The sequence below is a fragment of the Actinomadura soli genome (assembly GCF_005889715.1).
Lineage (GTDB): Bacteria > Actinomycetota > Actinomycetes > Streptosporangiales > Streptosporangiaceae > Spirillospora > Spirillospora soli.
In genome coordinates, this window is record NZ_VCKW01000576.1 from 1 (window position 1) to 1,125 (window position 1,125).

1 protein-coding gene is annotated in these 1,125 nt (G+C 67.2%); it reads right to left on the bottom strand.

Annotation, left to right across the window (positions count from 1 at the left end):
• Complete coding sequence (locus ETD83_RS41910) at window positions 1-1,086, bottom strand: IS630 family transposase (RefSeq protein ID WP_138650778.1); 1,086 nt, start codon at window positions 1,084-1,086, stop codon at window positions 1-3.
• Window positions 1,087-1,125 lie beyond the last annotated feature (39 nt).

Genomic DNA, 1,125 nt, shown 5'->3' on the forward strand with positions numbered 1-1,125 from the left:
CTAGTGTCTTGAGTCGTTAATTCGTTGGCAGTATCCGGCGAGGGTTTCGAGGATGTCGTCGGCGGGTTTGGTCCACACGAACGGCTTGGGGTCGGTGTTCCACTCGTTGACCCAGGCGCGGACGTCACGCTCCAGTTCGACCACGCTGCGGTGGGCCGAGCGGCGCAGCTTGCGGTTGGTCAGTTCGGCGAACCAGCGCTCCACCAGGTTGAGCCAGGATGAGCTGGTGGGGGTGAAGTGCAGGTGGAAGCGGGGGTGGCGGATCAGCCACCGCTTGACCTTCTCGGTCTTGTGGGTGGCGTAGTTGTCCAGCACCAGGTGCAGCTCCAGATCCTTGGGCACCGCGGCGTCGATGAGCTTGAGGAACCGCAGGAACTCCTGGTGGCGGTGCCGCCGGTAGTGTTGGGCGATCACCGAGCCGGACGATAGGTCCAGGGCGGCGAACAGGCTGGTGGTGCCGTGCCGGACGTAGTCGTGGGTCATCCGCGCCGGGGTGGTCGGCATGATCGGCAGGATCGGGGCGGTCCGGTCGATCGCCTGCATCTGCGACTTCTCATCCACCGCCAGCACCAAGGCGTTCTCCGGCGGGTTCAGGTAAAGCCCGACCACGTCGCGGACCTTGTCGACAAACTGCGGATCGGTTGACAGCTTCCAGGTCTGCACGGTGTGCGGCTTGAGCCCGAACGCCCGCCAGATCCGCGACACCGCCGACTGCGACATCCCGGTCGCCGCCGCCATCGACCGCGTCGACCAGTGCGTGTCCGCGCCCGGCGTCTCCTCCAGCGTCGCGGTGACCACCCGCTCGACCTGCTCATCGGAGATCACGCGCGGCCGGCCCGGACGTGGCTCATCGGTCAAGCCCTCCAGCCGGGCCGACAGGAACCGCGACCGCCACTTCGACACCGTGTTGCGGGAGGTCCCGGCCTGCTCGGCGACCCGGGCGATCGTGGCGCCCTCGGCACACAACAGCACGATCCGCGCCCGCAGCGCCAGCGCTTGGGAGGTCTTGCGACGGCGCACCCACCCGGTCAGCACCGACCGCTCCTCGTCGGACAACACCACCGGTTCCAGCTTCGGGCTCGGCATCCCCACACCCTACCGACTAACGAAGAACTAATGACTCAG

What these genes read in the sequence shown, in the direction of transcription:
- ETD83_RS41910 (WP_138650778.1), bottom strand. Translation starts at nt 1,086, where the DNA reads ATGCCGAGCCCGAAGCTGGAACCGGTGGTGTTGTCCGACGAGGAGCGG.